Origin of the sequence: Natrinema longum, assembly GCF_017352095.1 — an archaeon.
GTDB classification, from domain to species: domain Archaea; phylum Halobacteriota; class Halobacteria; order Halobacteriales; family Natrialbaceae; genus Natrinema; species Natrinema longum.
Window position 1 is genome coordinate 2633454 of record NZ_CP071463.1, and the last position, 26267, is coordinate 2659720.

Genomic DNA, 26267 nt, shown 5'->3' on the forward strand with positions numbered 1-26267 from the left:
GGCCACCCGGCCTCAGGGAGGCAGTGACGGCGGCGAGGGGCGGCCGCTTACATCGACCGCGGCGCAGCCACGCCGAGGATCGAGAGCGCGTTCGCGACTGCGTGTTTCGAGGCCGCGACCAGCGCCAGCCGCGCCTCGCGGACCTCGGGATCGACGTCGTCGGCCAGCACCGGACACTCCCGGTAGAAGCCGTTGAACCGATCGGCGAACTCGCGGGTGTAGGTCGCGATCCGGTGGGGCTCGAGGTCGTCGGCGGCCTCGTCGACGACCGCCGGGAACCGCGCGATCGTCTCGAGGAGGTCCCGCTCGGCCTCCGTCTCGAGGCGGTCGGCGTCGACGGCGGTCTCGACGTCGTCCATTCCGGTTTCGGGGTCGATGCCCGCTTCCTCGAGGATGCCACAACAGCGCGCGTGGACGTACTGGACGTAGGGGGCAGACTGGGCCTCGAAATCGAGTGCCTGCTCCCACTCGAAGGTAATCGCTTTCGTGGGCTGTTTCGAGACGATGTCGTAGCGGACCGCACCGATACCGACCTGGTGGGCGATGCGCTCGATGTCCTCGTCGTCGAGTTCGTCGTCGCGGATGCGGTCGTCGAGTCGATTCTCGACTTCCTCGCGGGCGCGATCGATCGCTTCGTCGAGCAGATCGTCGAGGTCGACGCCGGTTCCGCGGCGGGTGCTCATCTTCCCCTCGGGGAGGTTGACGTACGAATAGAGGACCTGCCGGAGCTGGTCCGTCTCGTTGCCCAGCAGTTCGAGCGTCGTCCGGACCTGTTTCGCCTGGAGCTTGTGGTCCTCGCCGAGCACCGTCACCGCGCGGTCGTAGTTGCCGAACTTCCACTCGTGGTGGGCCAGATCGCGCGTGGCGTACAGCGAGGTGCCGTCCGAGCGCAGGAAGACGAGGTTCTTGTCGATGCCGTGATCCTCGAGTTCGAGCTGCCAGGCGTCCTCCTCGTAGACCGATTCGTCGAGTTCCTTGAGGCGATCGACGAGGTCGTCGGTCGCGCCGTTTCGCATGAACCGGGTTTCCTTGACGAACTCGTCGAACTCCGCGGGCAGGCGCGCGAGACACTCCGTCATCCCGCCGAGCACCTGGTCGACGACCTCGCTGACCCGCTCGTAGGCCTCGTCCTCGCCGGCCTCCAGTCCCTGCATGATCGACTCGATTTCGGCCTCGGCGGCCTCGACGTCCGCCTCGGGGGCGTTCTCGAGGTAGGCGTTGCCCTTGCGGTAATACCGGACGAGGTCGTACTCTTTGCGGTCGCGCTCGGGTTCTCCCTCGAGGTCGTCCTCGTCGAAGGTCTCGTAGGCCCAGGTGAAGACGGCCATCTGCCGGCCGGCGTCGTTGACGTAGTAGTGGCGGTCGACGTCGTAGCCGGCGAAGTCGAGCAGATTCGCGACGGCGTCACCGATGATCGGGTTCCGGGCACGACCGACGTGGACCGGCCCCGTCGGGTTCGCGCTCGTGTGCTCGACGACGACCGATTCCTCGCGGTCGGCGAGGTGGCCGTACGCCTCGTCGGTCGCTTCGGCGAGCGTGTCGGCGAGATAGGCCGCGCTCGGCAGGAAGTTGAGATAGGGTCCCTGCGTTTGGACGTCCGAGACGTAGCTCAACTGGTCGGCATCGATTTCGTCGGCGATCTGCCCCGCAACCTGCGGCGGCGGCGCGCCGGCCTCGCTGGCGAGGCGAAAGGCGACGCTCGAGGCCAGGACGCTTTCGACATCCTCGGGCGGTTCTTCGATTCCCAGATCGTCCGTCGGAAAGGCAAGCGTCGAGAGCGCCCCCTCGAGGGCGTCCTCGACCTCCGCGCGTAGGGAGAGGAACATACCCGCCCGTATTCAGGGCCGGAGTAAAGGAATGTCGGGTTCCGTCTCGGTGCTGTCGTGGACCATCGCTCCGAACCGACGGTCGTCAGTCCATCGACTGGTCGGCAACGGAACGTTCGCGGTCGGCGTCGTCGGGCCGTTGCGAGTCGTCCGACAACTCGGACTGGATTTTCTCGATCAGGAGATCGAGCGCCACCCGGTTTGCACCCTCGGGAATGATTACGTCCGCCTGCTTCTTCGTCGGGGCCACGAACTGCTCGTGCATCGGTTTGACCGTCTCGAGGTACTGGTCGATGACGCCCTCGAGATCGCGCCCGCGCTCGACGACGTCGCGTTCGATTCGACGCAAGATGCGGACGTCGGCGTCGGTCATCACGTACACTCGCAGGTCGAGCATCTCGCGGATCGCCTCGTCGTGGAGGGCGAGGATCCCCTCGAGGATAATGATGTCGGACGGCTCGACCGTGACGCGCTCGTCCGTCCGGTTGTGCAGTTCGAAGTCGTACTGGGGCATCTCGATCGACTGGCCGGTCAACAGTGCGTCGAGTTGCTCCCGGAGCAGGTCCCACTCGAACGCGTCGGGGTGGTCGTAGTTGATCTCCTCGCGCTCCTCGAACGTCAGCTGCGAGCGGTCCTTATAATAGTTGTCGAGTGTGATCAGCGTGACGGCCTCGCCGACGGTCTCCGCGACCGTGCGTGCGACCGTCGTCTTCCCGGCTCCCGTGCCGCCAGCGATCCCGATGGCGAACGACGGTCCACTCATCGTCCGGATCTGGATCGGGTCGCTAATGAATCCCCTGATCCCGTCGTGTGCCGGTTCGTCGGACGGGGTCGACCGCCGGCCACGGTCCTACTCGAGCGCCGCGGCGGCCTCGCGGAACCGCTCCTCGTGGACCGGTCGAAACGTCTCCTCGGAGGCGTCGAACGCGGCCGGGGTCCAGAACCGGGCGTCCGTGGCGTCGCTGCCCGCGACCGGTTCGCCGTCGGCGTCGGCGCAGTCGGCCACGTAGTGGACTGTCACGACGTGTTTGCCCGCTCGAGGCGGCATCGCCGACGCGGCCAGGATCTCGAGGTCGGCCGGGTCGACGGTGACGCCGGTCTCCTCTCGGAGTTCGCGCGCGGCCGCCTCGGGGGGCTCCTCGCCGGTCTCCATGTGGCCCCCGGGAATCGTCCACTCGCCGACGCCCGGCGGGACGCCGCGTTCGACACAGAGCACGGCGGGCGCTGGACCCGAGCGGTCGACCACTGCGACGCCGGCACAGGGGACCGGGTTGTGCCAGACGATCGCTTCGCAACGGGGACAGCGCATCCGGTCGCGGTCCTCGATCGTCGTCGACTCGAGGGAGCGTCCGCAGTCGGGGCAAAACGTCGGCGGGCGGCTTACCATCTACCGGGGTATGTGAACTCGACCGTCAAAGGGTTTTCAGTCCGCTGCCGGTCAACGGAACGACGACGTCGTCGTCGGCGTCGATGACGCCGGCCTCGCGATACTGCTCGAGGGCCGCGGGCGCGACCGCACAGGTCGGCTCGACGTAGAACCCGTTGCGGTGGAGTCGATCGAGTGCGGTCTCGATCGGATCCGAGCCGATCGCGATCGCGTCGCCGCCGGTTTCCTCGATCGCCTCGAGGATCTCGGTACCGCGGGCGGGTTCGGTGATCTGGATCCCGTCGGCGATTTCCGTTCGCTTGTCGTCCGCGTCGGTAGACTCACCGCCGAGTGCGGCGACGATGGGCGCGTAGCCGGCCGCCTGTGCGCCGAGCAATCTGGGCATTTCGTCGACGATACCCGCCTCGTTCAGCAGCGAGAACCCCCGGTATGCGCCGAGGAAGAGGGTCCCGTGGCCGATCGGGAGGACGAGGGCGTCGGGGGTCGTCCAGCCCTGCTGGGCGGCCACCTCGAACGCGAACGTCATCGTCCCGGCGTAGAACGCGGGGTTCCAGGCGTGGCTGGCGTACCAGCCCGGTCCCGTCTGATACGGGACGTCGCGCCCGCCGGCCGCCGTCTCGTCCGTCCTCGAGTCGCCCTCGACGGCGTCGAGACAGGCCGCCGTGACGTCCTCCCGTGACCCCTCGATGCGAACCGGCCGGGCGTCGGCCCGCTGGATCGCCATCAGTTTGGACTGGTTGACGTCCGCTGGCATGTATATCTCGGCGTCGAGCCCCGCCCGAGCAGCGTAGGTCGCGATCGACGCGCCCGCGTTTCCGGAGGAGTCTTCGATCACCGTCTCGACGCCGAGTTCGACGGCCCGCGAGAGGGTCGTCGTCGCGCCCCGGTCCTTGAACGAGCCCGTCGGGAAGACGTACTCGAGTTTGAACTGGGCGTCCCACGCGGGGGCGTCGACCATCGGCGTAAACCCCTCGTAAAACGTGACGTGTTGTTCGATCGGGAGGAACTCGAAGAACGTCCACAGTCCCTCGGTGGTGTCGAGACTCTGCAGCGGGAGCGGGTCTCCCTGTGGATGGGGGCGTTCGGTAAACTCCAGGGCGCGACCACAGGCACAGCGCCACGGTTCGTCCGGACCGGCCTCATAGACGGCACCACAGTCGGGGCAATCGAGATCGGCGGGCATCAGTACTCACCGATGTCGGTTCCGACCGAGCAGACGTACTCACCCGTCGCGACCTGCGGGAGCCGCCGTGCTCGCCAGAGGATGCCGTTGCCGTCGGCGGTCACCTCGGCTTTCGGTTCGCCGAAGGGGGTGGTGACTTCGAACAGCGTCTCGCCGGGCCGGACCGGATCGCCGAGCTCCTTTTGCAGGGTCACCAGCCCGCCCGCGGGAGCGCCATACTGTTCGAACCCCGTGGCACGGGTCTGGGTCTCGAGGGAGTGGCTCCCCTGGAGGAAGTCGTAGTACCGGAGCACGTTGAACACGCCGTCGACGCCTTTCCGAATACTCCGCTCGTCCCAGCCGACGGCCCCGCCGAGTTCGGGGTCGACGGTCGGGATCCCATCGTCGGGGGCTGCACGGGCCAGCTGTCCGTCTGGCCCCTTCTGATCGAGGATGTAGCCACAGCCAAACGCCTTCGCGAGTTCGAGACACTGCTCGTGAAGGCGATGTCGGTTCCCACACCGGACGCGGACCTCGTCGAGCATCCGACTGGTCGATCCCTGATGGAGGTCGAGGATCAGGTCCGCACGGGTGGCGATGTCGAACGTCGCGGCGGCGATCCGCTCGCTCGAGGTGCCCCCCTCGTTGCCGGGGTAGGCGCGATTCATCTTCGTGTCGTCGATCGGGTTGCGGTGTTCGGCGACCTGAAACGCGTGGTAGTTGACGATCCCCACGATGAGGATCGTCCCCGAGATCTCGGCAGGATCGAGCCGTGGGACGACCCGCTGGATGACGCCGACGCCGTTGAGTTCGTCGCCGTCGCTCGCTGCCTGCATGTAGAGGGTCTTCCCCGCGGCTGCCCCGTTGACCACGGCGACCGGAAGCCCGACTGGACTTCCGTCCCGCGTCTCGCCGACCTCGAGACGGCCCGTGTCGATCTCGCCGGGCCCCGCGCTCGCCGTTCCGAGCGTCGTCATGTCCCTGACGTAGCACCCGCTCGCCTTTATACTATCCTTTGCCGTCGAGTCCGCCGCTACCTGGGAAGCGACGATGGGAGTGCGAATCGAACGACGGCGTCGCGACCGCACCGGCGCGATTAGGCCGGTCGTGGCGATCGCATCGTCTGTCGAACCGGCGCGCTCGATCCGTGTCGATAGGTCTCACATAACAGAATATATAACTCGAACTCGCCGAATAGCAGACGTTGTGGACGACAACGATCGGTCGATCGTCGGGTTCGTTACCGTCGGGCACGCGATGGTTCACACCTACGAGCTATCGATTCCGATCCTGATGACGATCTGGCTGCTGGAGTTTTCGACGACGGCGGCGGTGTTGGGCGTCTCGGTCGCGATCGGCTACGGACTGTTCGGCGTCGGCGCGCTCCCGGCCGGGCTGTTGGTCGACCGGTTTGGCTCTCGAACGCTGATTACCGCCTGTCTCGCCGGGATGGGGCTCTCGTTTCTGGCCCTGAGTCTGGCACCGGGCGTCGTCGGCGTGACGGGCGCACTGGCGCTGTGGGGAGCCACGGCGAGCGTCTATCACCCGGCGGGGCTCACGCTCATCAGCAACGGCGTCGAGGAACGCGGACGGGCGTTCGCCTACCACGGAATGGCCGGGAACGTCGGCATCGCTGGCGGACCGCTCGTGACCGCCGTCCTGTTGCTCAGATTCGACTGGCGGCTCGTGGCGGTCGTCCTCGCGGTTCCAGCCCTGGTCGCTGCCGCCCTCAGCCTGACCGCCGATTTCGATCCGACCGCGGCGGTCGAAGTGTCGCACGACGGTGGGCAGCGTCGGACCCCCACGTCGCCCGCCGAGTTCGTCGGTGAGACGCGACGCCTGTTCACGTTCGGCTTTCTGCTGGTCTTCGTAATCGTCGCGTTCAATGGGCTCTACTACCGCGGCGTGTTGACGTTCCTTCCCGATCTCCTCGGTGACTTCCTGACGGCGGCTGTCGGCGACGTCCGGCCCGGGTTCTTCGACCCCGACAGCCCGGTTGCCGAGGAGTTCGACCTCGCACAGTACCTCTACGCCGGACTGTTGACCGTCGGCATCGGCGGCCAGTATCTCGGGGGCCGGCTCACCGACGCGATCGAACCCGATCGCGGACTGATCATCATGCTGACCGCCCTCACCGTCGTCGCGTTGCTGTTCCTGCCCGCAGCCCAGGTGGGTCTCTGGGGACTGTTGATCGCCAGCTTCGTCCTCGGATTCACGATCTTCGCGATGCAACCGCTCACGCAGGCGACGATCGCGAAATACTCGATCCCGGAATCCAGGGGGCTCTCGTTTGGCTACACCTACCTCGCCATCTTCGGGATCGGTGCCCTCGGAGCGGCCGTCGTCGGGACGGTGCTCACCTACGCCTCGGTTTCAGTTATGTTCGTCGTCCTCGCAGGGTTCTCCACCATTGGAGGGCTGCTGGCGGTCGAACTCGTCACGAGAGCGTAGACGGGGTGTCCGAATCGAGGGTCGGAGACCACGTGTCCGTCTTGTCCGATGCCCCTTTCTTCTGAGGCCGATATAGTGTACTATAACCAACACAACCAAACCGAACGGTCACGTAGCTATCACATGGCTGCCATCGAGCTCGAGGGGCTCACGAAGGACTACGGGGAGGTCCTCGCCGCGGACGAACTGGCGTTCGACGTCGAGGCCGGCGAAATCTTCGGTTATCTCGGCCCGAACGGGGCGGGCAAGACGACGACGATTCGGTTGCTCCTCGGGTTCATCTCGCCGACGGCGGGGACCGCGCGGGTGCTCGGCCACGACGTCCGGGATCGAAGCGGGCTGATCGAGGCGAAACGACGCATCGGCTACCTCTCTGACGAACCTGGGTTCGACGAACGGGCGACCGGTGCCGAGGTGCTCGACCTCCACGCGTCGGTCAAAGGCGACGACCGGCGGGCCGAACTCCTCGAGTTGTTCTCTCCTCCGCTCGATCGCCCGGTCCGGGAGTACTCCAGCGGGAACGTCCAGAAGCTGGGGCTGGTGACGACGTTCATGCACGATCCGGACCTCGTCGTGCTCGACGAGCCAACTAGCGGGCTCGATCCGCTCATGAAACAACGGTTCGCCGAGTTTCTCCGCGCGGAAAACGAACGCGGCGTCACGGTGTTTTTCTCCTCACACGTCCTGAGCGAGGTGCGGCGGCTCTGTGATCGCGTCGGCATCGTTCGCCAGGGGCGTCTCGTCACGGTCGAGCCCGTCGAAACGCTGCTGACTCGCAGCGGGAAGGCGGTTCGTCTCCACAGTGCGACCCCGATCCCGACGGCGGTGCTCGATCTCGAGGGGGTCCACGACCTCGAGACGAGCGGTCCGGACGACCCCGACTCGACCGGGACGTTCACCGAGTGTGCGTTCACGTTTACGGGCGATATCAACGCCCTGCTCGAGGCGCTCTCGACGCACGACCTGCTTGACTGTTCGATCGAAGAAGCACCCCTCGAAGACGTGTTTCTGCGGTTTTACGGGGCCGACGATGCTTGAATTCCTCCGGTACGACGGTCGCAAGCGGCTCACGGAGAGTGCGTCGCTGACCGTCGGGATGGCGCTCCTGGCCGCGATGATACTCTGGGTCTACCCCTCGTTTCGGGCGTCGTTCGCCGCGGACGAACTCCTGGCGGCGTATCCCCAACAGCTCATTCGACTGTTCGACGTCGAGACGATGACCTCCCTCGAGGGGTTTCTCGCGTTCGAGCTGTACGTGTTCGGCTGGGTGATCCTACTTGGCCTCTATTTCGCCTACAGCGGGGCGGGCGTGATCGCCGACGACGTCGATCGGGGCCGGATGGATACCCTGCTGGCGATGCCGGTCTCCCGACGGCGGCTCCTCGCGGAGAAGTTCGCCGCGCTCGGCGTTCCGATCGTCACGGTAAACGTCGTCCTTCCGCCCGTGATGCTCGTCGGCAGCCGGCTCATCGACGAGCCCCTCTCGATCGCCGACGTGTTCGTAGTCCACCTCCTGTCGATCCCGTACCTGTTCGCCTGTGCCGGCATCGGGATCCTCTGTTCCGTCGTCTTCGACCGGGCGAGTATCGCACAACGGGTCGCGATCGGAGCCACGTTCGGCCTGTTCTTGCTCGAGTCGCTGCTCGAGGGAACCGCCTACGAGGTCCTCGGGGCGCTGGCACCGATGCGGTACTTCGATCCCAACGAGATCCTCCTCGAGGGGACCTACGACCTCGTCGGGGCGGCGATCGGGATACTGATGACGCTCCTCCTCCTCGGTGTCAGTCAGTTCTGGTTCACTCGCAGAGACATCTGATCGAGTGGCGGGTCGCCTCGCGATCTCGGTGCAGCCGCCGCTCGACGGTCAACAACTATTTGCCCCCCACGAACGAACTCGTATATAAATCGGTCTCTGTACGCGATTCCCGCGTCACCGCACCCCTCGCGGGGACAGATCTCCAATGGAAGACACGTCGAAATACCTCATTCACGCGGACGTCACGGCTGACGGGGTCGTCGAGCGAAGCGACGTCGTCGGTGCGATCTTCGGCCAGACCGAAGGCCTCCTCGGCGACGACCTCGATCTCCGCGACCTCCGACAGTCCGGCAAAGTCGGCCGTATCGATGTCGAAATCGCAAGCACACAGGGCACATCCCACGGTAGCGCGACGATCGCGACCAGCCTCGACAAGGTCGAAACCGCCACGCTCGCAGCCTCCCTCGAGACGATCACCCGCGTCGGCCCCTGCCGGGCCGACCTCGAGATCCGAGAGATCGAGGACGTCCGTGCGGCAAAGCGAAAGGAAGTCGTCGATCGCGCCAAGGAACTGCTCCGGACGGGCTTCGACGATACGATCATGTCCTCCGAAGAGATCCTCGCGGAGGTCCGCCAGCAGGTTCGCGTCGAGGACATCACCGAGTACGAGGGGCTTCCCGCGGGCCCGCGGGTCACCGACAGCGACGCCATCATCGTCGTCGAAGGCCGTTCCGACGTGCTCACCCTGCTCAAGTATGGCGTCAAAAACGCCATCGCCGTCGAGGGGACGAACGTCCCCGACGCGGTGGCCGAACTGACCCGCCACCGGACCGTTACGGCCTTTCTCGACGGCGACCGCGGCGGCGACCTCATCCTCGAGGAACTCGTGCAGGTCGGCGACATCGATTACGTCGCCTTCGCACCCGCCGATAGCTCCGTCGAGGATCTCGACCACCACGAACTGTTCGCCGCGTTGCGGAACAAGGTCCCCTACGAGACCGTCTCGGAACTGAACGAACCGCGGGAGGCGGTCGCCGCGACTGACGGGAGTACGACGCCGGCACCGCCGCCGTCCGAACCCAGGGCCGCGTCGCCCGCGACCATCGACGAGGAACCCGACCGGCCCGACGCCGACTCCATCGAGACGGAGACGACGGCCGATTCGGGCGGGGAGACGGCACCCGACTCGAGTAGCGATTCCACGGCGGCCGAGGCTGCCGACGGACCGACGGCGAAAGCGAAGACCGAACGGGCGGACGCGAACCCGGCGTCGGTCCGGACGCAGCCACCGGCAGAGCCCGGCGACGGAACCGACGCCGAACCGGCCCAACGACACGGTGAGACGCCGGGGTCGCAGGCGGAGTCGGATCGGAGTTCCGAAACCGTCTACGATCACGCAGCCGCGATCGTCCGCGCCGAAACCGACCGCGTCCGGTTCCTCGACGCGGACAACGAGCCGATCGCGGACGTCGACGCGAGCGATGCCTACAGCACGCTCGAGTCGCTCGAGTCGGTGCCGACGACGGTCGTACTCGACGACATCCTCGGCCAGCGGCTGCTCGATCTGGCGGCCGATCGCGGCGTCGATCGGATCGTCGCGCGCTCGCTCGGGCAGTTCACCAAGCGGCCGACCGCGGTCAGCATCCACGCGATCGACGATATCGCGGAGCGACCGCCGGAGACGGGCTGAGTCCGCGTCACGGTAGCAAGGCGTCTCCGGTCGGGAGCCGATCGACGGAAACGGAAGCTACATTTTCTCGAACCCGAAGAAAATACTAGGATGAACGAACCGGGGATCCAGTCGCTGCTGGACCAGGAAACGCTCGATCAGCGCGTTCGGACCGGACGGGCACCGGAGTGGGTGGCCGATCACTGGCACTCCTTTCAGGACGGACTACTCGGCGAGCGAAACGAGACGCCGTTTCCGTGTTTTTTCGGCGCTGAATCCGTCGAGAACGGCGACCCGCTCTACACCGCAGTCCCATCGATGAGCGATGCGGACGCGTTGTTGACGCTGCGGGATCGAATCCTCGAGTACCTCGCGGTCTACGAGGACCACTCGGAGCGGGCCTCGCTGGTCACGTTTTTCAAGCCGCCCGCGGAGCCGCTGTCCGAACGGGAGTACCACGACGCGCTGTGGCACATCCTGCAGACGCTCCACCTCCACGATCCCGAGCCCTGGCCCGCGGAGATCCCGACCGATCCCGACGACCCTTACTGGGAGTTCTGTCTCGGCGGTGAGCCCATGTTCCCCACCTGCCGGGCACCGTTCTACGACACGCGCAAGAGCCGATACTGTCCGGTCGGCCTCGAGATCACGTTTCAGCCGCGGGCACTGTTCGAGTCGCTCGGCGTCACGGCCGAGACCGAAGCCGGCCAGCACGCCCGGGACGTGATTCAGAATCGACTCGAGGACTACGATGGAGTCTGTCCACACGCCGACCTCGGCGACTGGGGCGTCGACGGCGACCGGGAGTGGCCCCAGTACATGCTCTCGGCGGACGACGAACAGGCCCCGTCGACGTGCCCCATTACGGTGACCCGTACGCATCCCAAACCCGCGGCAAAACTCCCATGACGAACGGCGAGCAGCCGACTGCCAACAGGAGCCGAGACGAACGACGACTCGCGGACGCCGCGCTCGTCCTGATCGACTTCCAGCAGGGGTTCGACGACCCCTCGTGGGGCGAGCGGAACAACCCGGACGCCGAAACCCAGGCGGCGCGACTGCTCGAGCACTGGCGCGAGCGAGCGCGGCCGGTAGTCCACGTTCGCCACGACTCGACGGACCCGGAGTCGCCGCTCCGGGCCGACGGGCCGGGCTTTGCGTTCGCGCCCGAGACGGCACCGGCCGAAGACGAGCCGACGCTGGTCAAGGACGTCAACAGCGCGTTCATCGGGACCGGCCTCGAGGACTGGCTGCGTGAGACCGGCGTCGAGACGGTCGTCATCGTCGGTCTCACGACTGACCACTGCGTTTCGACGAGTACGCGGATGGCCGAGAACCTCGGGTTCGAGCCGATCGTCGTCAGCGACGCGACCGCGACCTTCGATCGGCGCTTCGACGGCGAGCGCTTCGACGCGACGACGGTTCACCGGACCGCGCTGGCCCACCTCGAGGGCGAGTTCGCGACGGTGACGAGGACCGCCGACCTGCTCGAGCGCGACTCCTGATTCCGGCGGCTCGGGACGGCGATCGGCGACTGACGGTCGATTCGACTGGCGGGGTGTTCCGCCCCATACTTATAACCCCGTTCCTGCTCGACACCTCGTATGCGAGTCGCAGTCGCCGGCACGTTCGGGCCGCTCCACGACGGCCACCGAACCCTCTTCGAGCACGCGCTCCGATTCGGCGAGGACGGCATCGTCGTCGCCCTGACCAGCGACGAACTGGCGGTCGAGACGCGCCACGAACCCCGCTCCGTTCCGTCCCTCGCGGAGCGAACGCGGGGCGTGACGGACGCTATCCGCGACCTCGACGAGTGGGGCCGCGACGTCGAACTCCGCGTCCTCGAGAGCGAGTACGGGATCGCGACCGACGAGCCGTCGATCGACGCGCTGGTGGTCTCCCTCGAGACGGCCCCCGAACTCGAGGCGATCAACGATCGCCGCAGGGACCGCGGTTTCGAGCCGCTCTCGGGGATCGTCGCTCCATACGTCTACGCCGCCGACGGCGAACGGATCTCCTCGACACGAATCGTGAACGGTGAGATCGACGCGCACGGACGGGTGCTCGAATAGCCCTGTCCGAGCCGTACGGCCCTGAACGAGTCGATGACACAACAATAATAGCACGGGAGACAGTCTGCGTAGCCAATGAGCGGAGATCAACGACCGCTGTTGGTCGTGTTGCTCGGGAGCGCGCTACTCGTAACGGTGGCCGTCCACGTCTCACTGGTGCCCCGATACGTTCCCAACGAGCCGTTTTCGGGCGGGCTGGCGCTCGTCGCCGGCTGGGTGAGCTACGCGCTCGTCTTTTATTCGATCGGGCGACTGCAGGCGGATCCCCAGGAGTTGCCAACCATGCGATTCGCGGACATCGGGATCGCGCTCTTCCTCATCTCGTTGCTGCTCGCGCTCGCACTCGACGCGGTCGGCGTCCCGCTCGAGTCGATCGTCGGGCCGTACGTCCTGCCCGCGAGTGGGGTCTACGCCGGGCTCGCACTGATCGGCTGGTCGATCGGCCACCGGACGGCGGCGATCAACGAGATCGCGCGGTGATCGACGGCGGTCGGTGCCGTCCGCGACCGCGATGCTCACTCCGACTGTGACTCCGAGTTCGCGACGAAGACCGGAATATCGCCGAATCGGATCACGTGATCGGTGACACTCCCGAGTGCCATCCGGTGGACGCCGCCACGACCGCGTGTTCCCATGACGATCAGATCGGCGTCGATCTCGCGAGCGTACTCGAGGAGTGCCTCCTCCGGTGGTCCATCGAGTACCGTCCCGGTGACCGCGAGTCCGGCTGCGTCGGCTCGTTCGACGATCGCGTCGACGTACTCTTGAGCTTGGCCGCGGATCGCGTCTTCGGCGCTTGCGGCATCGCCCGGAAGACGGAGGTCTCCCAGCGGGCCGGTATCGGCGACACAGGCGACGTGGACGGCCGCGTCGTGGGCCGCCGCGAGGTCGATACCGGTTTCGGCGGCCGCTCGTGCGTGTTCGCTGCCGTCCGTCGGGAGCAAGATCGTGTCGAACATCGTACCGGTCGTACGGCGAGGACCGTAAAATTCCTGCCGAATTGGCAGGTTAATAGCAACTGAAAGCCACTGCACACCTGACCGCATGACGGCGTTGCGATCAGTGTGTAACTCTTTCAGTGGCTACGATAACTCTCGACTGCTGGAAGCCCCGTCACCGGGTCAGACGAACGTCAGCGGCACCATCACGAGAATCCCGACGACGATACCGCCCGCGAGTTCCGGCTTGCCGCCGCTTGGCAACCGCTCGCCGATATCCAGCGCTTCGGGGACGAACTCCGTGAGCACGAGGTAGATCATCGCACCCGCGGCGAAGCCAAAGCCATAGGGGAGGAACTCGCGGGCGTAGCGGACGAACCCGAACGCGAGGACGGCCCCGATCGGCTGTGGCAGACTCGAGAAGACCGCCCACCAGACGAGCTTCCAGTTCGCGACGTCCATCGAGCGCAGGGGAATCGAGATCGCAGTTCCCTCCGGAATATTGTGGATCGAGATCGCGATCGTCATGAAGATCGCCAGCACCGGAACGGTAAAGCCGAGGAACTGGGTCCCGCCCTCGAGCCCGAGATCGGCAAAGGAGACGCCGATCGCGACCCCTTCCGGAAAACTGTGGACGGTCAGGATACCGAGGATGAGGACGAGCTTCTTGAAATCCGCCGTCTCGTACTGCTGAGGGTCGATATCGGTGTCCATCAGTACGTCGTGGGCGACGACGACGAGCGCGACGCCGGCCGCCATGCCGATCGCGATCTCGAGGGGCGTCCCCTCGGCCAGTCCTTCCTCGACGAGGCCGAACGTCGACGCCGAGAGCATGATGCCCGAGGACAACCCCCAGAGAATTACGTTTCGTCGGTCGCTGATCCCCTCGAAGAAGAAAAACGGGAGCGCGCCGATCCCAGTCGCCAGCGCCGTGATCAGGCCGGCAACGAACACCAACAGGAGGTTCTCGAGGAGCGCCATCTGCCGGAATATTGCACCCGGCGTATAAATCGTCGGCGAAGGCGGACACGCTGGCCGTATCACCGGCGTCAGACCCTCGATATGGCGGTGCCTACTAGCGCCCGACAGGTCACTGCCAGTCCTGTCAGGACCGGTCAACGGCTCAGCCGGTCGTCGGACAGGGGAGACTGTCAGCGGCCGTTCGTCGTCGAACGACCGATACCGTCAACAGCCGTCCGCCGAATAGATCGTGTATGTCCCTGTGGCGATCCCGCCGCACCCGCCACTATCTCGTTTTGGTGGCCGTGGCGACCGTCGGCTCCACGTTGCTGTACAATTACGGAATGGCAACGTGGGAAAACGATCCGCAACCGCTCGTTCGATCGCTTGGAATCGTCTTTCAGTCCTTTACGACGACCGGCTACGGCGAGGACGCAGGGTGGGCGACGCCGCAAATGTACCTGTTGACGATCGGGCTGCAACTCATGGGAATCGGCCTGATCCTCACCGCGGTCGACATCTTCGCGGTGCCGTGGCTCCGAAACACGCTGGCGGTCACGCCGCCGTCGGCGGTTACCGACCTCGAGGACCACATCGTCATCTGCGAGTACACGTCCCGCGGCGAGGCGTTCATCGAGGAACTCGAGTCCCGCGGCGAGGAGTACGTCGTCGTCGAATCCGACGAGGAGACGGCGACGGGGTTACACGAGGCCGACCACCGGGTCGTCCACGGCGATCCGGAATCGACGACGGTGCTCGAGAACGCCGGGATCGAACGGGCGCGGGCGGTGGTGGCCGATTCGGCCGACGATACGAACGCCAGTATCGTCCTCTCCGCGCGCGAGGCCAACCCCGACGTACGGATCGTGACGCTGGTCGAGGACCAGCGCCTCGCGGAGTACCACGAAATCGCGGGCGCTGACGAGGTACTGTCGCCACGCCAGTTGCTCGGCGAGAGCCTCGCCCACCGGGTACCGACGGCAGTGACGACCGCGGTCGACGAGGGGATCGAGATCGGGAACGATCTCGAGCTGGTCGAGCTCTCGATCGCTGAGGGAAGCGATCTCTGTGGGCGGACCGCGGACGAAATCCAGCCCCGCGAACGGTTCCGCGTCGACGGGATCGGTGCCTGGATCGACGGCGAATTCGAGAGTCCGATCCCGCCCGGCCGCGAATTCGACACGGGGATGCGGCTGCTCGTCGCGGGCGAGCCAGCGCGGATCGACACCCTGCGGGCGGAAGCGATGTCGACGGTCCATCCGTTTTCGGCCCAAGACGTGATAATCGCCGGCTACGGCGAGGCGGGCGTGGCAGCGGGCGATGCGCTCGCCGATACGAATACGCGAGTAACCGTCCTCGACAGCGCCGACAGGGACGGCGTCGACATCGTGGGTGACGCCCGCGATCCAGCGGCGATCCGTGAAGCCGGTATCGACGACGCGTCCGCGGTGATCGTCACCCTCGACGACGACACGACCGCTATCTTCGCGACGCTGGTCGCGCGGGATCTGAACCCGTCGGTCGATATCGTCGTCCGAGCGAACGATACGGAAAACGTCCAGAAGCTGTATCGGGCGGGTGCCGACTACGTCCAGTCGCTGGCGACGGTCAGCGGGCGGATGCTCGCCTCGACCGTCTTCGAGGACGAGGAGGTCCTGGCGATCGACCGCCAGGTCGACGTCGTCAAACTCCCGGCGGGTCGGCTGGCGGGCCGGACGGTCGTCGACGCCGACGTCCGCTCGCGGACGGGCTGTACCGTCCTCGCCGCAGTGAGAGACGGCGAGACGATCACCGAGTTCGATCCGAGGTCCTTCGTTTTCGAGGAGAGCGACGAGGTCGTTCTCGCCGGGACGGACGAGAGCGTCCGGGCGTTCGAAGAGCGCTTCCTCGCGTAGAACAGTTGTGCGTTCCTATCGACCGATCGATAGCAGGGAGCCGAGATCGAGATCCAGCTGCTGTTTCGCGAACCGGGCGAGCAACGGCGCGTCCTCGAGTTCGAGCAGGCGCGTGATGGCGAGGGGATCGCCCTTGTTCGCCTTGGCCAGCGTGTCGTCGTCGAGCCGCTGGAGGTCCTGCATGAGCCTGTCGTAGCGGTCGTTCGGTGCCAGGTAGAGGAGCTGGGTCATCAGCAGCCGACTCTTCGCGTTGGGAGCGACGTCGCGGTGCCAGAGGGTCTCGTACACCTCGAGGTTCTCGGCAGTCGGCTCGACGCTATCGTATTTGAGACAGCTGTCGGCGGTGGCGGCGGCCGCGCGACCGGACTGCATGCACTTGTTGATCCCCTCGCCCCAGAGCGGATCGAGGCTCGGGACGGTGTCGCCGATCGCCATGAACCGATCAGTGTGGAGTGCGCCGGGTGCCTGAATGTGTGCCGAGCCCCGATGTTGTTTGCCCTCGATCCGCTCGGCGTCCTGGAACCGCGGATCCGTCTCGAGCCAGTGGGAGAGGTAGTCGTCGATGGTGAAATCGTCGCGACTGTACTGGTCATGGCTGCCGTTCTGGATGTAACAGAGGCCGACCTTGGCGGTGTCCTCGCCGGTGTGGAAGATCCAGGAGTAGCCGCCGGGCGCGATCTCGTGGTCTAACCGTAGCATCATCGCATCGCGCAGGTCCGCGAAGCCGGGCCGATCGATATCGATCCCCTCGAACTCGTACTCGATCCCGATGGCGTGGTTCTCGCGTTTGAGATCGACGACGCCGAGTTTCTTCGCGAGGGGTGCGCTCGGCCCAGTTGCGTCGATGACGATGTCGCCGTACACCTCCTCGTCGCCGTTGTAGGTGACGCCGACGATTTCGCCCCCCTCCATGATCGGCGCGGTGACGCGGGCGTCGAAGCGGTACTCGGCACCGTCGTCGCGGCCGTCGTTCACCAGGAACCGCTTGAAATCGGCGAACTCCAGTACTGCACCGCTCTGTTCGCGGACGTAGTGTTCCATCGGGGACTCGAGGACGACGCTGTCGGTGAACTGCATCACCACGTCGTCGGGGATCCCGAAGGCGGCCATCATGGAGGGGAACGTCCCCGCGGTGGACTTGTTACTCTGCCGCGGGAACCCGGCCTCGGCCTCGGTCTCGAGGACGACGACGTCGTATCCCCTGGCGACGAGGTCGCGGGCACACTGTGCGCCGGCAGGACCGGCACCGGCGATGACTACGTCGTAGCGGTCGTTCATGTAATCGGGACTGTCGTGGACCTTAATTAGTTTGTCCTGTTACGGTCGCCGGTACGTGGCGGAATCCCTTGAGTACCGGCCTTGACACTGGAAGAGCGGAATACTGCGATCACAGCGTCGGTCTCGCGCGATATAGTCGCAACTGAAACGATTCACACACTGATCCCAACGTTGTCGTTCGATCAGGTGTGCAGTGACTTGCAGTGGCTACTATATAATCCGTCGCTCGAATGGGTCGAACGACGAGTTATCCGTCCGACCCAGTTCGCACGCGCCGGATCTGTGAGGGTCACTGATACGCTTGTGGAGGCCTGAGCTCCGCTCTGTACTCGCTGCCGTCGTACCGGACGAACCAGTCCCCGGTCTCCTCGTCTCGCTCGAGGGCGGGTTGCGAGAGAAACCGTTCGGACAGCGACCGAAATCCGTCGTCTCCCTCATCACCGACGTACCTGCTCTCCTCGATCGCTTCGGTGACGATTGCCCGCTCGTCGTCCGAAAGCCCGCTTAGATCGAACCGGTATTCCGATCGGAGCCAGGTCAGGAAGTCGTCGTCCGTCGACGCGACACGCTCGGCCTCGTAGCGATAGGTGTACCCCTGTATTTCCTCGGTACTCGCCAACTCGACCGGATAGCGCTGCCCGTCCCGGACGATCGCATCGTATTCGGTCTCCGGGACGAGAACTGACGCGTCCATCGCCTGTGTATCGTAGTATGCGTGAGCGGATTCGTACTCCCGCTCTCCGGTTTCCGGCGGGAGAGCACCGCGAAGTGCTGCGCTGTCGGTCTCCGAAAGCGTCTCGTACTCGACCGCGTTCGTCGCGTCGTCGGACCGCGGTTCCGACGCTTCGACCCGGAACTCGGCTTTGGTCAACGTCAGTTCGACCGTGTCCGTCACCGAGAGCGTATAGTACGCCCCGTCGTACTCGAGTGGCCGGTCGACCGACGAGCCGGCGACCGGCGTCGCGGGCCTCGGGTGTGGCTCCGGGGAGGGACTGTTCCGTTTGTTGGTGCCGTTTTCGATCGTCTCGACGATCGGACGGAGCCTGTCGGACGTGGTGTCGGCGGGGATCGTACTGACCGCGCTCGAGAGGAGATCCGAGTCGGACGTCTCTCGCATCTCCATGTGCGGCCCGTGACCCGCGCATCCGGCGATCGTCGCTGAAATCGCGGCAGTGGCGGCCCCGAGGACCTGTCTTCGGTGGAGGGATGGCGGCATGTCGCGTCCGGCTACGTCCATTCTCAGTAAATATTTGACGTTTGACCGTTTCGAGGTGAGATAACGGGCGGTAAACGGTGACCGCGAGGCCGTCGATCGGACGTGTCCGGCCGACCGCTAGCGGACGATCGTCACCGGCACGGGTGCCTGTCGGGCGATCCGCTCCGCGACGCTGCCCAGCAACACCCTCGAGAACCCGGTCCGACCGTGACTTCCGACGATGATTCGATCGACCTCGTTTTCCACGGCGTAGTCGACGACGGCGTCGGATGGCTGTCCGACGACCGTCTCCGTCTCGATCGCACACCCCTCGTCGGCCGCGCGGTCGTCGGCCGTCGTGAGGAGTTCCTGTGACGCCTCCTGCTGGCGCTCGAGCAACACCTCCGGCCCCAAGTGTGCCGCCTCACCGTAGCTGCTGTTGGTCGGATCGACGGCGTGGATCACCGTCACCTCGTCGTCGGGATGTTCCCGACAGGCGAACTCGAGTGCCGCCCACCCCGGTTCCGAGTCGTCGAGTGCGACCAGCAGGTGCATACTGACCCGTACGGGGAGCAATTACTTGAGTGTCAGCCACTATCACGTGTTGCGGCCTGGTAGTCACGACCCGGCAACTGTCGGCGGCGACGGCTGCAATTCCAGGACGCTCGAGTTCCGTCTCTTCACACGGTCTGCTGTCACCAGGTCCCGTCGCATCCCCACAGCGGGCCGGGGCCGGGACGGCACCCACTGACAGGAGTCCGTCTCACTCGGAGTAGCCTTCCTGCAGGAACGCCCCTTCGGTTTCGTACATCGAGACCAGTTCCTCGATGAGTTCCGCCGGCGACTGCCCGTCTTCGCAGTGGCTGTCGAGTCGGTCCTTCAGATCGTCGCTGATCTCGAGTGTCTGTGTCATGGGTGGTGTCGTGGGTCGAAACGCGTCGACCGTACCGTCGGGGTGCAGCGCTAAATAGCCCTGGGGCGCGTATGCAGCCGGCGTCGACGGGCCGGACCCACACTGGCACGGGACGGCCGTTCGGTTATCCGGTTCGTCGCGGTAGTGTTCAACGATGACAGCGCAACTGACCGACGACGACGTCGGCAAAACGGTCGTCGACGCCGAGGGAAAGGAACTCGGGATCGTCGCGACCGTCGAGAACGGGCGGGCCGCCGTCGATCCGAACCCGAGTCTGGCCGAACAGGTGCTCGCGTCGATCGGCTGGGGTGGCGAGGACGAAGAAGACTACGTCGTCACCGAAGACATGCTCGAGCGAGTCGACGCCGACGTCGTGTTACGCGGTGAACTCTGAGACGCCCCCACGCCTCGTCCGTCGGACCGCACGGGGAGTGACTCATTCGATGGAACCGTCGTCGAACGACTGTTCGCGCCAGGTCGTCCAGTCGTAGAGTCGCTCGAGTTCCCCGCCTTGCTGGCGGATCGCGACGGCGGTGTTGAACAGGAAGGCGGCGACGAGCGTCGTCCCGACGAGCCAGGCGGCGTCGGCGAGCGCGCCGTATCCGGCCGCGTAGCTCGTCAGCAGGTCGACGAAGATGACCGCGGTGACACAGACGATCGCCGGCAGCAGGTGTCGGGTCAACGCGGCGAACGTCGTTCCCTCGTGGACGCGGACGGCTCGAACACCATAGAGGACCGCCCACGCGGAGGTGACGACCCAGCCGATCGCGACGACCAGCCGAGTCGAGGAGGTCTCGACGAGGAACGTCCCCCACCAGGCGGCGACGAAGCCGACGATGACGACGTAGTCCGCCCACGCGGGTAGCAACCGAGAGCGGTCGCCCCCGGTCGGCTGGTCGTGGTACATCGCGCGGATCGCCAGCGCGAGAAAGAGGATGAAAAAGAGGATCGCGCCGTCGACGAACCGGCCGATCCAGTCGGGCTCGAGCAGCAGTGAGGCGACGCCGGCGGTGGCGTAGACGATCGCCGCGCCGATCCCGATCAGGAGATACCACTGTTCGGTGGCCGCATCGACCGCGAGGACCTCGCGGACGTAGATTCGAGCGTAGTAGAGCAACACCACTGCTGCGACGCCCATCGCGAGATACGCGAACAGCCGTCCGATCGCGACCGTCGTGGCCGGATCGCTGGCATCGAACGTGATCGACGGAACCGGGGCGAACACCATCGGGTGAAACTGGCGGCCGAACCGATATAAGTATATAGCCCCGTTTCCGGCGGTCGGGAAGTCATCGGCGTTCGCCGCCCGCTGGCCCCCACGCGAGCAATCGAATACTGGAAAAGAGCCGACGGTGTGCGGGGCGATCGCTTACGGATCCTCGTCGTAGACGTCTCGAGTGGGCTCGCCGTCGACGTCGATGACGCCGAGGGCACCACGGCGAGTGGCCCGCGTCAGCGCGTGGTCGACGATTTTGACGGGACCGGGGACGGGGAACTCCATCTCGCCAGCCGTGGTCGTCCCGGGGGCGACGGGCGCGGTCTCGATGTTCTGGTCGGGTTCGCTCAGGAGGTCGCCGTCGCGGTAGTAGCGGCTCCAGACGTTGCCGATGGGGTGGAGCGAGCTCAGCAGGTTGGGCCCGCCGTTGGCGAAGTACACGCGTGCGGTGTCGCCGGTTTCGGCCGTCATGGGCCCGACCCCGTTCTCGGTGAAGCCGTAGGCCTGGCCGTTGAAGACGACGTAGGTCGGCGACTCCTCGAGCATGGCGTCGAAGTCGAAGCTGTGGTGGCCGGCTTCGCCGACGTCGCCGTCGGTGTAGATCTCGTGTTGGCCGAGGTAGTACTCGTGGTCGACCTCGGGGAGGCCGTCTTCGGGCTCGACGAGGATCGAGCCGAACATCCCCGAGCTGATGTGTTGATCCATGTTCGGGATCGCACAGTGGTAGATGAACACGCCGGCGTAGTCGGCGGTGAAGCTGATCCGGGCCGGGTCGTCGCCGGGTGCGATCGTGGTCGCCTCGGCTCCGCCGCCGGGGCCATAGACCGCGTGGAAGTCCATATTGTGAGCCGCCATGTTCAGGTCCTCCGGGACGTCGAACGTGAGGTTCACGCGGTCACCGCGCCGGACGCGGATCATCGGCCCCGGCACCTGCCCCTCGAAGGTCATGTACTCGAACGTGACGCCGGGCTCGATCTCGGCCGTCTGGCGGACCGTTTCGACGGTCACGTCGTGCTCGCGGGGCTCGTTCCAGTCGACCGGCGGGGGGATGTCCGTCGGATCCCGTGCGATCCGGTCGACGTCGACCGCCTTCGCTTCCGGCAGTCCCTCCCCATCGGCCGACTGGTTGGTTTCGGCCTCGTTCCCCGCTTCGTTGCCATCGAGGCAGCCGGCAACCGCCAGCGCGCCGGTCGCCCCGATCGCCTGCATCACCCGTCGTCGGCTGAGTTGCGGTTGGGTCATCGTCCTACCTGGGTATAGCGGTGGACGTATGATCAACGATCGCGACGATTCCCGCAGAACAATAATTCATTCGGCGAATCCCCGCATATCGTGGTCATTTAAATGCCCTTTCGGTCGATCGTGTGTCCAGAACGGATACCGGCCCCTCGTCGTCCAGTGATCGACCGCTCACTGTCGGTCAGCCATTCGAGAGCGACCGTCAGAACGAACACGAATCCGACGCACAGTCATCGTATGGAACCGAGCGAGCTTCGCGAGACGATGCCTGCCCTCGAGTCGACCGTCTACTGCAACTGGGGGGCCGGCGGTCCAAGTCCGCGCCGCGTCGTCGACGCGGCCGAATCGGCGCTCGAGTACCACGAGTACGAGGCCCCCGCGGCGGAAGGGGTGTATCCCGCCGCGTTCGACGCGTACGACGATGCGCGGGCTGCCGTGGCCGACCTGCTCGGGGCTGCACCGAGCGAGATCGCGCTCACTCAGAGCACGACCGACGGGATCAACCGAGTCGCGGGCGCGTTCGACTGGGCAGACGGCGACGTCGTCGTCCGAACGGATCTCGAACACTCCGCGGGGACTTTACCCTGGCAGCGCCTCGAGCGGGAGTTCGGAGTCGACGTTCGGGTCCTCGAGACGGAGTCGGGGCGGGTCGATCTCGAGGCGGTGAAAGCGGCGGCCGACGACGCGAGGCTGTTCTGTGTGAGTTCGCTCACCTGGACCCACGGTACTCGGTTACCGATCGCCGATATCGTCGATGTCGCTCACGACGCGGGGGCGCAGGTACTCGTCGACGCCGTCCAGTCCCCCGGCCAGGTACCCGTCGACGTCGGCGAGTGGGGTGCCGACTTCGTCGCCGGGGCGGGCCACAAGTGGCTGCTCGCCCCGTTCGGTGCCGGATTTCTCTACGTTCGCGACGGGCTCGAAGCCGACCTCGTCCCGGCCGCGATCGGCTACCGAAGCGTCGCGGACGCAAACGCCAGTGATTATCAGTACGCCGCCGGGGCGCGGCGGTTCGAGGTCGGGACCACGAGTCCGGCACCCCACGCCGGACTGTCGGAAGCGATCGGGGTCCTCGAGGCGGTCGGGATCGAGACGATTCAACGACGCATCGAGACGCTCACCGATCGGCTCAAGGACGGCGTTCCGGACGAGCGACTGCTGAGTCCACGGGGATACGAGTCCGGGCTGGTGACGATCGCCGACGACGAGCCGGCGGCGACCGTCGAACGGCTCGCCGACCGGGGAATCGTCGTTCGGTCGTTGCCGTTTCCGGACGCCATCCGCGCGTCGATCCACGCGTTCAACAGCAGCGAAGACGTGGACGCGCTGCTCGAGGCGCTGTAGCCGCCCCCGAGCGCGAGATCGACGGTGCAGCCGTCTCAGTCCGCAGCCTGGCGTTCCTCGAGGGCGGCGCGAACGTCGCCGTAGCGCTCGAACCGATCGGCCCCGATGTAGTCGACGGTGTCTTGCAGGTACTGAGTGAGCTGCTTGCCGATTTTCCGCTGGTCGTAGCCGTCGAAGGGCTGCTCGTCGTAGACGGGATCCGCGAGCAGTCGGTTCTCGACGTACTCCTCGATGCGGGGCTCGTAGACGTCCGTGACGATGGCCGGTTCGGCCTCGGCCAGTTTGGCCAGGATCCAGCGCCCGTTCTCGATGTGGCGGGTCTCGTCCTGCCGGACCTTGCCGATGGCTTCCTGGAACGACTCGAGGACGATGTCTCGCCCCATCTCCTCGGCTTTCAGTTCGATCATCTGATCGAAGCTGAGGTAGCCCCCGCGGGCGAGTTGCGCCTCGACGATCCCCATGTAGTTCAGGTAGGCCTCGCCGAGGGTGGAGACGAGTTCGGTCCGGTCGCCGCCGTCGATCGCCGCGAGGAGGTCGTCCGCGGTGTCGTAGAGGTCGTCCGTGCTGTACCCCTGCTCCTGATAGCCGCCCTCGCGGTAGGGGGACGTCTCCTGAGTGCCGAAGACTTCCTCGAAATAGCGGCTGAAGAGGTCGGTGTGCTTGGCTTCTTCGTACACCTGCTGGGCGAGGTAGATCTCCTCTTGAACGGTGTCGAACGGCATCTCCTCGTTCGGCAGGGCGTCTAAGGCCATCATGTACGGCGCGAGCGTCCGCGTGACGTCCTCTTCGCCGTCGTAGAACCCAGCACACGTCGCGAGGAACCGCTGTTGCTCGGCCTCGGAGAACTGGTGCCAGTCCTCGCGGTCCGTTTCGAAGTCGTACTCGTCGGGGTCCCACGTTCCCTCTCGCTTGCCCTTTCGGTAGAGTTCGTAGGACTTCTCGCGCTCGCTGTAGTCGATCGCCATATGTTGCCCGCACAACACGATCGACAATGAATATTTGGGAGAGAGTCACTATCGGGGTGAATTCGAGCGACGACCGATCCGCCGATCACGTCCGTCGGCGTCCGGTCCGCTCTCCGGCTATTCCGGTCCGGAGTCGGCCGACTCGGCCGCGATCTCGACCATCGTCTGTCGCTCGTCGAAGTACGCCGGTGCGTCGGCGTCGGCCTCGAACTCGACGATGCGGGTCAGCGCTTCCTGGTCGTCCTCTACCTCCGAAACCAGCTCCGCGGCGAGCTCCGTGTATTCCGAGGCCAGGTCCTGAAAGGCCTGCATCCGTGCCTGTTTGGCTTCCACGAGGAGTTGCTTCTCCTCGAGTTCTTCCTGGAGTTCCTCGATCGCCGCCACGTCGACCTCCGCGGCGTCCGGGACGTCCGCGGTCGACGGCGTTTCGGTCGCCGGGACTTCCTCGGGCAACGTCTCGAGGCGCGATCGGATGTCGGCCATCTCCTGGTCGATCTCGTCGAGGAGTTCGTCGGCCTCCTCGCCCATCGTCTCGACGTGTCCCGAGAGCAGGCCGGCCTGGGTGCGACAGTACTCGACGAATTCCTCGACCGCGAGTGTCTCCGCGGCGTCCTCGCTCATAGGCGTCCTTGGGACTGCCAGCCGAAGTCACTTTGGTCCGGTTGCCGCTCGAGACCCACGCAGTCAGCAGCTGCTTTCCGTATTCGGAATCGGCCGTCAGCCGGTAAAGGGCGTTCAGAGACGGCGTATTCGATCAGCTATCGGTACAGCGGTGTTCGATCTCGAGCGAGTCGATTTCCTCGCCGTGTTGCGTTTCTCCGAGTAACGTGAGGCGACCGTGATGGGGTGGCCAGCCGATCGCGAGTCTCGGTCGCGGAGACTTGGTCTCTCGGGAGACTTCCAGGGGACGGACTCCCACAGAGGGTCGTACATACGGGGCTGTACGACTCATCCTCTCCGATTGATGCGTATGGCCACATCGGTGGATTGAGGACACCGGGAGACCGTCGGAGACAGTACTACCGACAGACACACGCATGGAATACGAGGCCATACTCTTCGACAACGACGGCGTACTGCTCGAGCGAACGTCGAGCGATCGGTCCGTTTTCGAGGCTGCCATACGCGACGCGTTCGGTGAACACGGGGTGACAGCGCCCGATCCGGAGCACGTCGCCGACCTCGTCTACGGTGTCACGGTCTCTCGCTTGACCACCATCTGTGAAACGTACGGGCTCGACACCGACTCGTTCTGGCTCTCCCGCGATCGAGCGTGTTCGCAGGTCCAACGCGATGCGATCGCGGCAGGGGAAAAAGGACTGTATCCCGACGTGAGCGCTCTGGACGAACTCGAGCGGCCGACGGGTGTCGTCAGTACCAATCAGCACCCGACGCTCACGTTCGCGTACGATCGTCTGGATACTCCCTCGTTCGACGTCGTTCAGGGACGGCCCATGACCGTCGAGAGCCTTCGACGCAAGAAACCGAACCCCTACTACCTCGAGAAAACGCTACACGACATCGGTACCGAGGCCGCTCTCTACGTCGGAGACTCCGAACACGACGTGATCGCTGCACGGAACGCGGGGATCGACGCCGCGTTTTTGCGACGAGACCACAACGACGACGTGTCCCTGTCCGTCACGCCGGACCACGAACTCTCCAGTCTGTACGGCCTGTCTGCGATACTGGAGTGAACGGGTTGCTCGCTCGGCACGGACTCGAAAAGACGGGCTCGACAGCACTGGACCGTTACTTCTTGTGCGTGAAGATGACCGCCTGACCGTCCGCCGATCCCACGCACAGATCCAGTTGTCTCGAGAGGTTGAGACTCGTCGGGTTCTCCTTGCACACGATGAGGTCGTCGAACCGCGCGTCACAGGCCGGACAGGACACTGCCACCGTGTTCTGGTAGCTCTTAATCGCCTGATTTTCCTCACGGAGCGTCAACGATGCCACGAGTTCCTCGAGGTCGATGTCGTCCATACGCACCCTTCTGAT

At 65.5% G+C, this 26267-nt stretch carries 28 protein-coding genes; 12 read left to right on the forward strand and 16 right to left on the reverse strand.

Features of this window, described 5'->3' with window-relative positions; all coding sequences use genetic code 11:
* Positions 1-47 precede the first annotated feature (47 nt).
* From argS to J0X27_RS13070, 5 genes are all read right to left on the reverse strand, one after another.
* On the reverse strand, positions 48-1826 hold the full coding sequence (gene argS / locus J0X27_RS13050) for an arginine--tRNA ligase (protein WP_207269612.1): 1779 nt from the start codon (positions 1824-1826) through the stop codon (positions 48-50).
* Positions 1827-1911: 85 nt separating this feature from the next.
* A complete protein-coding gene (gene udk, locus J0X27_RS13055; protein ID WP_207269613.1) occupies positions 1912-2589 on the reverse strand; it encodes a uridine kinase in 678 nt (225 codons plus the stop codon).
* A gap of 87 nt (positions 2590-2676) precedes the next feature.
* Positions 2677-3213, reverse strand: coding sequence for an NUDIX domain-containing protein (locus J0X27_RS13060; protein WP_207269614.1), 537 nt, complete (start codon positions 3211-3213; stop codon positions 2677-2679).
* A 25-nt stretch (positions 3214-3238) separates the two neighbouring features.
* Positions 3239-4396: a threonine synthase gene (locus J0X27_RS13065; RefSeq protein ID WP_207269615.1), complete on the reverse strand. Its 1158-nt coding sequence runs from the start codon at positions 4394-4396 to the stop codon at positions 3239-3241.
* A complete protein-coding gene (locus tag J0X27_RS13070) occupies positions 4396-5352 on the reverse strand; it encodes a succinylglutamate desuccinylase/aspartoacylase family protein (protein ID WP_207269616.1) in 957 nt (318 codons plus the stop codon). Before J0X27_RS13070 ends, J0X27_RS13065 begins: the two co-directional genes overlap by 1 nt.
* 229 nt (positions 5353-5581) lie before the next feature.
* On the opposite strand from J0X27_RS13070, the gene J0X27_RS13075 reads away from it, so the two are divergent.
* The 8 genes from J0X27_RS13075 (at position 5582) to J0X27_RS13110 (ending at position 12803) form a co-directional block, all read left to right on the forward strand.
* On the forward strand, positions 5582-6826 hold the full coding sequence (locus tag J0X27_RS13075; protein WP_224214573.1) for an MFS transporter: 1245 nt from the start codon (positions 5582-5584) through the stop codon (positions 6824-6826).
* A gap of 123 nt (positions 6827-6949) precedes the next feature.
* Positions 6950-7864: an ABC transporter ATP-binding protein gene (locus J0X27_RS13080; protein ID WP_207269617.1), complete on the forward strand. Its 915-nt coding sequence runs from the start codon at positions 6950-6952 to the stop codon at positions 7862-7864.
* Positions 7857-8642, forward strand: a complete 786-nt coding sequence (locus J0X27_RS13085; protein ID WP_207269618.1) for an ABC transporter permease subunit — start codon at positions 7857-7859, stop codon at positions 8640-8642. The genes J0X27_RS13080 and J0X27_RS13085 overlap by 8 nt, the downstream gene beginning before the upstream one ends.
* Before the next feature lie 145 nt (positions 8643-8787).
* Complete coding sequence (dnaG, locus tag J0X27_RS13090; RefSeq protein ID WP_207269619.1) at positions 8788-10272, forward strand: DNA primase DnaG; 1485 nt, start codon at positions 8788-8790, stop codon at positions 10270-10272.
* Positions 10273-10362: 90 nt separating this feature from the next.
* Entirely contained in the window at positions 10363-11160 is a 798-nt protein-coding gene (locus tag J0X27_RS13095; protein WP_207269620.1) for a YqcI/YcgG family protein, read from the forward strand.
* On the forward strand, positions 11157-11756 hold the full coding sequence (locus J0X27_RS13100; protein WP_207269621.1) for a cysteine hydrolase family protein: 600 nt from the start codon (positions 11157-11159) through the stop codon (positions 11754-11756). The genes J0X27_RS13095 and J0X27_RS13100 overlap by 4 nt, the downstream gene beginning before the upstream one ends.
* Before the next feature lie 99 nt (positions 11757-11855).
* On the forward strand, positions 11856-12323 hold the full coding sequence (locus tag J0X27_RS13105; RefSeq protein WP_207269622.1) for a phosphopantetheine adenylyltransferase: 468 nt from the start codon (positions 11856-11858) through the stop codon (positions 12321-12323).
* 75 nt (positions 12324-12398) lie between these two features.
* Entirely contained in the window at positions 12399-12803 is a 405-nt protein-coding gene (locus J0X27_RS13110) for a hypothetical protein (RefSeq protein WP_207269623.1), read from the forward strand.
* 35 nt (positions 12804-12838) lie between these two features.
* On the opposite strand, the gene J0X27_RS13115 is transcribed toward J0X27_RS13110, so the two are convergent.
* Positions 12839-13282, reverse strand: coding sequence for a universal stress protein (locus J0X27_RS13115; protein WP_207269624.1), 444 nt, complete (start codon positions 13280-13282; stop codon positions 12839-12841).
* 162 nt (positions 13283-13444) lie between these two features.
* The gene (locus tag J0X27_RS13120; RefSeq protein ID WP_207269625.1) at positions 13445-14242 is read right to left on the reverse strand and encodes a ZIP family metal transporter; all 798 of its coding nucleotides are present in this window, start codon (positions 14240-14242) and stop codon (positions 13445-13447) included.
* A 233-nt stretch (positions 14243-14475) separates the two neighbouring features.
* On the opposite strand from J0X27_RS13120, the gene J0X27_RS13125 reads away from it, so the two are divergent.
* Positions 14476-16116 carry a potassium channel family protein gene (locus J0X27_RS13125; RefSeq protein ID WP_207269626.1) on the forward strand — a complete coding sequence of 547 codons (1641 nt, stop codon included), beginning with the start codon at positions 14476-14478 and terminating at the stop codon, positions 16114-16116.
* 15 nt (positions 16117-16131) lie between these two features.
* Here the strand turns inward: J0X27_RS13125 and J0X27_RS13130 are convergent, their stop codons facing one another.
* The 4 genes from J0X27_RS13130 to J0X27_RS13145 all read right to left on the reverse strand — a co-directional run bounded on the left by J0X27_RS13130 (position 16132) and on the right by J0X27_RS13145 (position 19502).
* Positions 16132-17394: a digeranylgeranylglycerophospholipid reductase gene (locus J0X27_RS13130; RefSeq protein WP_207269627.1), complete on the reverse strand. Its 1263-nt coding sequence runs from the start codon at positions 17392-17394 to the stop codon at positions 16132-16134.
* Between the two features lie 289 nt (positions 17395-17683).
* Positions 17684-18517, reverse strand: coding sequence for a hypothetical protein (locus tag J0X27_RS13135; protein ID WP_207269628.1), 834 nt, complete (start codon positions 18515-18517; stop codon positions 17684-17686).
* 210 nt (positions 18518-18727) lie between these two features.
* A complete protein-coding gene (locus J0X27_RS13140; protein WP_207269629.1) occupies positions 18728-19144 on the reverse strand; it encodes a universal stress protein in 417 nt (138 codons plus the stop codon).
* A 208-nt stretch (positions 19145-19352) separates the two neighbouring features.
* Complete coding sequence (locus tag J0X27_RS13145; protein WP_207269630.1) at positions 19353-19502, reverse strand: DUF7557 family protein; 150 nt, start codon at positions 19500-19502, stop codon at positions 19353-19355.
* A 154-nt stretch (positions 19503-19656) separates the two neighbouring features.
* Between J0X27_RS13145 and J0X27_RS13150 the strand changes: the two genes are divergently transcribed.
* Positions 19657-19896: a hypothetical protein gene (locus tag J0X27_RS13150; protein ID WP_207269631.1), complete on the forward strand. Its 240-nt coding sequence runs from the start codon at positions 19657-19659 to the stop codon at positions 19894-19896.
* 42 nt (positions 19897-19938) lie between these two features.
* Here J0X27_RS13150 and J0X27_RS13155 read toward each other — a convergent pair whose 3' ends face one another.
* Positions 19939-20730: a hypothetical protein gene (locus tag J0X27_RS13155; RefSeq protein WP_207269632.1), complete on the reverse strand. Its 792-nt coding sequence runs from the start codon at positions 20728-20730 to the stop codon at positions 19939-19941.
* Between the two features lie 141 nt (positions 20731-20871).
* On the reverse strand, positions 20872-21927 hold the full coding sequence (gene nirK, locus J0X27_RS13160; protein ID WP_207272086.1) for a copper-containing nitrite reductase: 1056 nt from the start codon (positions 21925-21927) through the stop codon (positions 20872-20874).
* 267 nt (positions 21928-22194) lie between these two features.
* Between nirK and J0X27_RS13165 the strand changes: the two genes are divergently transcribed.
* Positions 22195-23301 carry an aminotransferase class V-fold PLP-dependent enzyme gene (locus tag J0X27_RS13165; RefSeq protein WP_207269633.1) on the forward strand — a complete coding sequence of 369 codons (1107 nt, stop codon included), beginning with the start codon at positions 22195-22197 and terminating at the stop codon, positions 23299-23301.
* Positions 23302-23336: 35 nt separating this feature from the next.
* Here J0X27_RS13165 and J0X27_RS13170 read toward each other — a convergent pair whose 3' ends face one another.
* Both J0X27_RS13170 and J0X27_RS13175 read right to left on the reverse strand, forming a co-directional pair.
* Positions 23337-24266 (reverse strand): ferritin family protein, encoded by a 930-nt coding sequence (locus J0X27_RS13170; protein ID WP_207269634.1) that lies wholly within the window; start codon positions 24264-24266, stop codon positions 23337-23339.
* A gap of 117 nt (positions 24267-24383) precedes the next feature.
* Positions 24384-24887 (reverse strand): hypothetical protein, encoded by a 504-nt coding sequence (locus tag J0X27_RS13175; protein ID WP_207269635.1) that lies wholly within the window; start codon positions 24885-24887, stop codon positions 24384-24386.
* Positions 24888-25303: 416 nt separating this feature from the next.
* Here J0X27_RS13175 and J0X27_RS13180 point away from each other — a divergent pair, with 416 nt between their 5' ends.
* The gene (locus J0X27_RS13180) at positions 25304-25963 is read left to right on the forward strand and encodes an HAD family hydrolase (protein ID WP_207269636.1); all 660 of its coding nucleotides are present in this window, start codon (positions 25304-25306) and stop codon (positions 25961-25963) included.
* A 55-nt stretch (positions 25964-26018) separates the two neighbouring features.
* Here the strand turns inward: J0X27_RS13180 and J0X27_RS13185 are convergent, their stop codons facing one another.
* Positions 26019-26252, reverse strand: a complete 234-nt coding sequence (locus J0X27_RS13185; RefSeq protein WP_207269637.1) for a DUF7385 family protein — start codon at positions 26250-26252, stop codon at positions 26019-26021.
* Positions 26253-26267: the final 15 nt, after the last annotated feature.

Bases quoted from the DNA above. Each gene is read 5' to 3' on its own strand.
- argS (WP_207269612.1), bottom strand. From the start codon at position 1,826: ATGTTCCTCTCCCTACGCGCGGAGGTCGAGGACGCCCTCGAGGGGGCG.
- udk (WP_207269613.1), bottom strand. From the start codon at position 2,589: ATGAGTGGACCGTCGTTCGCCATCGGGATCGCTGGCGGCACGGGAGCC.
- J0X27_RS13060 (WP_207269614.1), bottom strand. From the start codon at position 3,213: ATGGTAAGCCGCCCGCCGACGTTTTGCCCCGACTGCGGACGCTCCCTC.
- J0X27_RS13065 (WP_207269615.1), bottom strand. From the start codon at position 4,396: ATGCCCGCCGATCTCGATTGCCCCGACTGTGGTGCCGTCTATGAGGCC.
- J0X27_RS13070 (WP_207269616.1), bottom strand. From the start codon at position 5,352: ATGACGACGCTCGGAACGGCGAGCGCGGGGCCCGGCGAGATCGACACG.
- J0X27_RS13080 (WP_207269617.1), top strand. From the start codon at position 6,950: ATGGCTGCCATCGAGCTCGAGGGGCTCACGAAGGACTACGGGGAGGTC.
- J0X27_RS13085 (WP_207269618.1), top strand. From the start codon at position 7,857: ATGCTTGAATTCCTCCGGTACGACGGTCGCAAGCGGCTCACGGAGAGT.
- dnaG (WP_207269619.1), top strand. From the start codon at position 8,788: ATGGAAGACACGTCGAAATACCTCATTCACGCGGACGTCACGGCTGAC.
- J0X27_RS13095 (WP_207269620.1), top strand. From the start codon at position 10,363: ATGAACGAACCGGGGATCCAGTCGCTGCTGGACCAGGAAACGCTCGAT.
- J0X27_RS13100 (WP_207269621.1), top strand. From the start codon at position 11,157: ATGACGAACGGCGAGCAGCCGACTGCCAACAGGAGCCGAGACGAACGA.
- J0X27_RS13105 (WP_207269622.1), top strand. From the start codon at position 11,856: ATGCGAGTCGCAGTCGCCGGCACGTTCGGGCCGCTCCACGACGGCCAC.
- J0X27_RS13110 (WP_207269623.1), top strand. From the start codon at position 12,399: ATGAGCGGAGATCAACGACCGCTGTTGGTCGTGTTGCTCGGGAGCGCG.
- J0X27_RS13115 (WP_207269624.1), bottom strand. From the start codon at position 13,282: ATGTTCGACACGATCTTGCTCCCGACGGACGGCAGCGAACACGCACGA.
- J0X27_RS13120 (WP_207269625.1), bottom strand. From the start codon at position 14,242: ATGGCGCTCCTCGAGAACCTCCTGTTGGTGTTCGTTGCCGGCCTGATC.
- J0X27_RS13125 (WP_207269626.1), top strand. From the start codon at position 14,476: ATGTCCCTGTGGCGATCCCGCCGCACCCGCCACTATCTCGTTTTGGTG.
- J0X27_RS13130 (WP_207269627.1), bottom strand. From the start codon at position 17,394: ATGAACGACCGCTACGACGTAGTCATCGCCGGTGCCGGTCCTGCCGGC.
- J0X27_RS13135 (WP_207269628.1), bottom strand. From the start codon at position 18,517: ATGGAGATGCGAGAGACGTCCGACTCGGATCTCCTCTCGAGCGCGGTC.
- J0X27_RS13140 (WP_207269629.1), bottom strand. From the start codon at position 19,144: ATGCACCTGCTGGTCGCACTCGACGACTCGGAACCGGGGTGGGCGGCA.
- J0X27_RS13145 (WP_207269630.1), bottom strand. From the start codon at position 19,502: ATGACACAGACACTCGAGATCAGCGACGATCTGAAGGACCGACTCGAC.
- J0X27_RS13150 (WP_207269631.1), top strand. From the start codon at position 19,657: ATGACAGCGCAACTGACCGACGACGACGTCGGCAAAACGGTCGTCGAC.
- J0X27_RS13155 (WP_207269632.1), bottom strand. From the start codon at position 20,730: ATGGTGTTCGCCCCGGTTCCGTCGATCACGTTCGATGCCAGCGATCCG.
- nirK (WP_207272086.1), bottom strand. From the start codon at position 21,927: ATGCAGGCGATCGGGGCGACCGGCGCGCTGGCGGTTGCCGGCTGCCTC.
- J0X27_RS13165 (WP_207269633.1), top strand. From the start codon at position 22,195: ATGGAACCGAGCGAGCTTCGCGAGACGATGCCTGCCCTCGAGTCGACC.
- J0X27_RS13170 (WP_207269634.1), bottom strand. From the start codon at position 24,266: ATGGCGATCGACTACAGCGAGCGCGAGAAGTCCTACGAACTCTACCGA.
- J0X27_RS13175 (WP_207269635.1), bottom strand. From the start codon at position 24,887: ATGAGCGAGGACGCCGCGGAGACACTCGCGGTCGAGGAATTCGTCGAG.
- J0X27_RS13180 (WP_207269636.1), top strand. From the start codon at position 25,304: ATGGAATACGAGGCCATACTCTTCGACAACGACGGCGTACTGCTCGAG.
- J0X27_RS13185 (WP_207269637.1), bottom strand. From the start codon at position 26,252: ATGGACGACATCGACCTCGAGGAACTCGTGGCATCGTTGACGCTCCGT.